5 protein-coding genes are annotated in these 5153 nt (G+C 71.2%); 2 read left to right on the top strand and 3 right to left on the bottom strand.

The genetic code is table 11. The features are described from left to right. Window positions 1–279: 279 nt before the first annotated feature. Window positions 280–2013, top strand: a complete 1734-nt coding sequence (locus VF665_RS01225) for a hypothetical protein (RefSeq protein WP_331051574.1) — start codon at window positions 280–282, stop codon at window positions 2011–2013. A gap of 110 nt (window positions 2014–2123) precedes the next feature. On the opposite strand, the gene hisIE is transcribed toward VF665_RS01225, so the two are convergent. Further along, entirely contained in the window at window positions 2124–2807 is a 684-nt protein-coding gene (gene hisIE, locus VF665_RS01220) for a bifunctional phosphoribosyl-AMP cyclohydrolase/phosphoribosyl-ATP diphosphatase HisIE (protein ID WP_331051573.1), read from the bottom strand. 104 nt (window positions 2808–2911) lie between these two features. Between hisIE and otsB the strand changes: the two genes are divergently transcribed. After that, window positions 2912–3721: a trehalose-phosphatase gene (gene otsB / locus VF665_RS01215; RefSeq protein WP_331051572.1), complete on the top strand. Its 810-nt coding sequence runs from the start codon at window positions 2912–2914 to the stop codon at window positions 3719–3721. 311 nt (window positions 3722–4032) lie between these two features. Here otsB and VF665_RS01210 read toward each other — a convergent pair whose 3' ends face one another. Both VF665_RS01210 and VF665_RS01205 read right to left on the bottom strand, forming a co-directional pair. Next, complete coding sequence (locus VF665_RS01210) at window positions 4033–4344, bottom strand: hypothetical protein (protein ID WP_331051571.1); 312 nt, start codon at window positions 4342–4344, stop codon at window positions 4033–4035. Between the two features lie 63 nt (window positions 4345–4407). After that, the gene (locus VF665_RS01205; protein ID WP_331051570.1) at window positions 4408–5091 is read right to left on the bottom strand and encodes a metal-dependent transcriptional regulator; all 684 of its coding nucleotides are present in this window, start codon (window positions 5089–5091) and stop codon (window positions 4408–4410) included. Between the last annotated feature and the right edge of the window lie 62 nt (window positions 5092–5153).

Below are 5153 nucleotides of genomic sequence, written 5' to 3'. Positions count from 1 at the left end.
GGACCGGCCGCGCGGCCGGCGCCAGGTGATGGACTGACCGGCGAACCGTGAGGGCGGACGGAGCACCGCGTTCAACGCGGCTCCGCGGAGGCAACCCCATCGAACGGCACCCAGGGCAATCGCCCCGGGTGCCGTTCGTGTCTGGGGGAGGCATCGGTCATTCGCCCCGGGTCGGATGTCCGATCCCGCGCGTGGGCCGCGTCCGGTAGTCTCCTGCACACGGCGGGCGGTGCGAGAGCGCGGCCCGGCCCGGTGCAACCCAACCGACGATCCCGGACCATGCGCATTCTGTCTTCTCCCCGCCGCGCGTTCGCGGCAGCCCTCCCGCTGCTTGCCCTGGCCGCGGCCTGCGACGCCAACCCGGCCGCGCCGGTGAACGCCCCTCCCGCCACGCCGACACTGGAGCGGCTGGACTGCAGCGTAAACGTGCGCGGCGGGGAAATGGCGTGCGCGTCCGGCGCCGCGGGCGGGCCCAGCCGCACCCTGCTCACCCTGGGCGGGCAGGCGCGCTACATCCGCCTGAGCAACGGCGCCGTTACCTACGACGCGGGGACGGACGAACTGAGCACCACGGTGTACGTGCAGAACCTGCTCGCGGGCGCCATGGGCACGGCCAACGGCACCACCCCGGCCACCACCGGCGTGCGCGTGTTCTTTGTCGCGGGGCCCACCGGCGGCGCCGCGGTGGCCAACGCCTCGGGCACGGAGTCGTTCACCGCGCCGGACCAGCCGTACTTCGAGTACGACGACGACGCCACAGACGAGGTGGCGGCCAAGGAACTGGGCGGCGACGGAATCCTGTCGCCGGGCGAGATCACCGCGGGCAAGGTGTGGCGCTTCAAGGCCAACGGCGCGGCGAGCTTTACCTTTGCCGTCTACGTGCAGGCGCAGGTTCCGCAGGCGGAAGGCGCGTTTCTGCGGCTGCGCTCGCTGGCGGCGAACGGCACCAACAGCTGCGGGCTCACGGCGGAGGGCGCGGCGTTCTGCTGGGGATCCAACGACGCCGGGCAGCTGGGCGACGGAACGTACCTGAACCGCCTGACCCCGTCGCCCGTGGCCATGCCGGCCGGGGTGGCGTTCGACACGCTGATCGCCGGCGGCGACCACACCTGCGGGCTGACGGCGGCGGGGCAGGCGTACTGCTGGGGGCTCAACGTGTTCGGCGAGGTGGGCGACGGCAGCAGCGGCGGCATTCACGGCGTGCCGGTGGCCGTGGCGCAGCCCGCCGGGGTGGCCTTCACCACGCTGGCGGCGGGAAAGAACCACACCTGCGCGCTGACCGCGGGGGGAGCGGCGTACTGCTGGGGCCGCAACGACTACGGGCAGGCGGGCGACGGCAGCAAGGCGCACCGGGCCACGCCCGGTGCGGTGAGCATGCCCGCGAACGCCGCCTTTACCAGCATCACCGCGGGGCGCTACCACACGTGCGCCACGTCATCCGGCGGCCAGTCGTACTGCTGGGGCGAGGGCGGGTCGGGGCAGATGGGCAACCAGGGCTACACCGGAAGCCTGGTTCCCACGCCCGTGCTGCAGCCGGCAGGGGTGGGCTTCACGCGGGTTCGCGCCGGCCTGGACTTTACCTGCGCGCTGACGTCCGCGGGGCAGGCGTACTGCTGGGGCACCAACGTGCGGGGACAGCTGGGCAACAATCTGGAGTACGACGCGTACCGGCCCGTGGCCGTGCACCAGGCCGCCGGCGTCGCCTTCACCGGCATCACCGCGGGAGACGAGCATGCCTGCGGGGTGACGACGGCCGGGCAGGCGTACTGCTGGGGATTCGCCTTTTACGGCCAGCTGGGCGACGGTACGAACCCCGCCAGCCGCCCCGTTCCGGGTCCCGTGACGCAGCCGGCCGGCACCGCGTTCCGCACCGTCGTCTCTGGCGGCGGCCACGTCTGCGCCCAGACCGTCTCCGGCGCGACCATGTGCTGGGGCGAAAACCGGCAGGGGCAGCTGGGTGACGGAACGACGACGCGGCGGTACGCCCCCGTGTACGTGGCCGGCACGCACTGAGCGCGCTGTCTCGCACCACGGGGAACCGCTGCCCGTGGCTGGGCACAGACGAGAAAAGGGCCGCTTCCCGGGATGGGGAGCGGCCCTTTCCACGATCCACCCGGTGCGGATCAGGTCCCGTCGGCGGAGCGGCTGGCGCGGGCTTCGGTGCTGCCGGCGCGGGGTGCGCGGCCAAAGCGGCTTTCCAGTTCGTCCCACACCTGGCCGGCGTCCAGGCCGCGGTCGCGCCACAGGACCATCAGGTGAAACAGGAGGTCGGCGGATTCCGAGCGGAGTTCGGCCAGGTCGCCGTTCTTGGCGGCGATCACCGTTTCCGTGGCTTCCTCGCCCACCTTTTTGAGGATCTTGTCCGTCCCCGCGCCGAACAGGTAGGTGGTGTACGAGCCCTCGGGGCGCTCCGCGTGCCGCCGCGCCACGATCTCCTCCAGCCGGTCGGCCATGGGGCGCGGGTCCGGCGCGGGCTGCAGTTCATCCCCCTTCACCACGCGGTAAAAGCAGCTGCGCTCGCCGGTGTGGCAGGCGGCGCCGGTCTGGTGCACGCGGTACAGGACGGCGTCCTCGTCGCAGTCCACGCGCACGTCTTCCACCGCCTGCGTGTGGCCGCTGGTGTCGCCCTTGATCCACAGTTCCCGCCGCGAGCGGCTCCAGTAGTGCGCGCGCCCGGTCTCAAGGGTGAGGCGCAGGGCCTCGGCGTTGGCCCAGGCCAGCATGAGCACCTCGCCCGTGCGCGCGTCCTGCGCCACCACGGGCACCAGGCCCTGCTCGTTGAAGGTGATGCGGTCGATCCAGGACATGCGCAACGGCGTGCGGGGACGTAGGTTCAGGGCCGCGCAACGTAGGCCCGCCCGCAACCGGGGTCAACCGCGGGCCGGCTCTTTTTCCCTCAGCGGATGCACGCATGCAGAACGCCTTGGAACGCGTCCCCCTGTGGCGCGATGGATGGCGCGGGAGCGGCCGGCTGGTGCTGCTGCTGGACTTTGACGGCACGCTGGCCCCCATCGTCGCCCGCCCCGAACTGGCGCGGATGCCGGAGCGCACGCGCCGGGCGCTGGACCGGCTGATGGCGATGGAGGGCGTGGAGGTGGCCGTCGTGAGCGGGCGCGGGCTGGCGGACGTGCGCGACCTCGCGGCCATCCCCGGGATCGCGTACGCGGGGAACCACGGGATGGAGATCGAGGGCGCGGGACTGCACCGCATCCATCCCGAAGCCGCCGCCGCGCGTCCGGAACTGGAGGAGGTTTCGGGGTTGATCGGCAGGGCGCTCGCCGGGATCGACGGGGCGTTCGTGGAAGACAAGGGGCTCACGCTGAGCATCCATTACCGCCAGGCCGCGGACCGCGAGGCGGAGGTGCGCGCCGCCGTCCACGCCGCGGCGGATGGTCGTCCGGGACTGCGGGTGACGGGGGGAAAGATGGTGCTGGAGGTGCGGCCGCGGGTGGAGTGGGACAAGGGCCGCGCGGTGCTGTTCCTGCTGGAGCAGATGCGCCCGCCGGCGGATGCGCCCATCCTGTACCTGGGCGACGACCGCACGGACGAGGATGCCTTTCGCGCGCTGGACGGCTGGAGCGCGAACGCGGAGGGCGTGCTGATCGCCGATCCGCTGCCGGAGGAGAGCGCGGCGAAGTCGCGGCTGCACGAGCCGGCGGAGGTCGGCGCGCTGTTCGAGGCGCTGGCGGAGGGGATCAGGGAACTAGGGAATAGGGAATAGGGAATAGGGAATAGGGAATAGGGAATAGGGAACAGGGAATAGGGAATAGGGAATAGGGGAACAGCAGGGGAGTGAACAACTTGCGTTCCTGAGAGCAAAGCGATCACGGCAGAGATACAGAGGACGGCAGATGGCCCTCTTTATCTCTGGCTGTTCTCTGCTCCTCTGCAACTTCGGGGTTCACGAAAGCCCGGCGGATCAGATCCGCCGGGCTTCGTGCTCGGCAGCCGGAGCCCCGGACGCCGTTCCTATTCCCTATTCCCTATTCCCTATTCCCTGTCGTTATTCCCTATTCCCTGTCGTTCCTGCCGTTACCCCAGCAAATCATCCACCGCATCCAGCACGGGGCCGCGGTTCAGGTTCGCGGACTCGTACGCGTGGATCGCGAGCAGCGTCTCGTGGTCCAGGTCGGCCTCGCTCAGCCAGTCCACCAGGGTGTCGCGGTCCATGCCGTCGTACCCCAGCACCGGCTCTTCTTCCGACACCGCCACGCCGCCCTCGTCGTCATCGTCCCCGCCGAACGGCGAGGCGGGACGCAGCCACCGGTCTCCCGCGACATCACGGAACGCCACCGCCACCAGCCCCACCGCAGCCACACCCAGAAGCAGCTTCCAGAATCGCATCGTTGTCCCCATCCGCAGGTTAGGAGTCCATCCCCGGGGGGAGCAAAAGCCCGGCCAGCCGCCTCAGCCACCGTCGCGTGGGGCGCGCACCCGGATGCGCTGCGCCAGCGAGTGCGAGATCACCGCGCGCTCCCCGTTGACGGAAAGGGAGACGGGGCCCTCGAAGGGCGACTTGTCCACCACCTCCACCTCCGCGCCGGGACGCAGGTTGAGCGAGCCCAGGTAGCGAAGCTGCTCCGGCTCCTGCACCTGCACCTCCAGCACGCGCCGCGTTTCGCCCGGGCTCAGGTCGCCCAGCGCGGGATAGGCGCTGCGGTCCACCTCGCCCGTGGCAGTGGGAATGGCGCTGCCGTGCGGGTCGCGCTCCGGCTCGCCCAGCAGCCGCGCCAGCCGCTCGATCAGTTCGTCGCTGGCGGCATGCTCCAGCCGCTCGGCCTCGTCGTGCACGCGGTCCCACTCGTACCCCAGCTTCTCCACCAGAAACAGCTCCAGCACGCGGTGCCGGCGAATGATGCGCAACGCCGCCAGCTCGCCGGCCGCCGTGAGGCGCACGCCGTAGTACGGCTCGTGCCGCAGCAGGTCGTGCTCGGCCAGGCGCTTGACCATCGCCGTGACCGCCGCGGAGGTCAGCCCCAGCCGCTCCGCGATGCGCGAGGTGGAAACGGGCGCTTCCACCTGCTGCAGCATCCAGACGGCCTTGAGGTAGTCCTCGACGACGGGCGTGTAGTTGGATTCGGGGGTCTGCATGGCACAACGGTAGGGGCGCGCGGGCGGGCCGGGCAAGTCCCCGCCGTGCGCCCACCGCACCG

The sequence above is a fragment of the Longimicrobium sp. genome, assembly GCF_036387355.1.
Lineage (GTDB): Bacteria > Gemmatimonadota > Gemmatimonadetes > Longimicrobiales > Longimicrobiaceae > Longimicrobium.
This window is presented reverse-complemented; position numbering and strand designations above follow the sequence as displayed.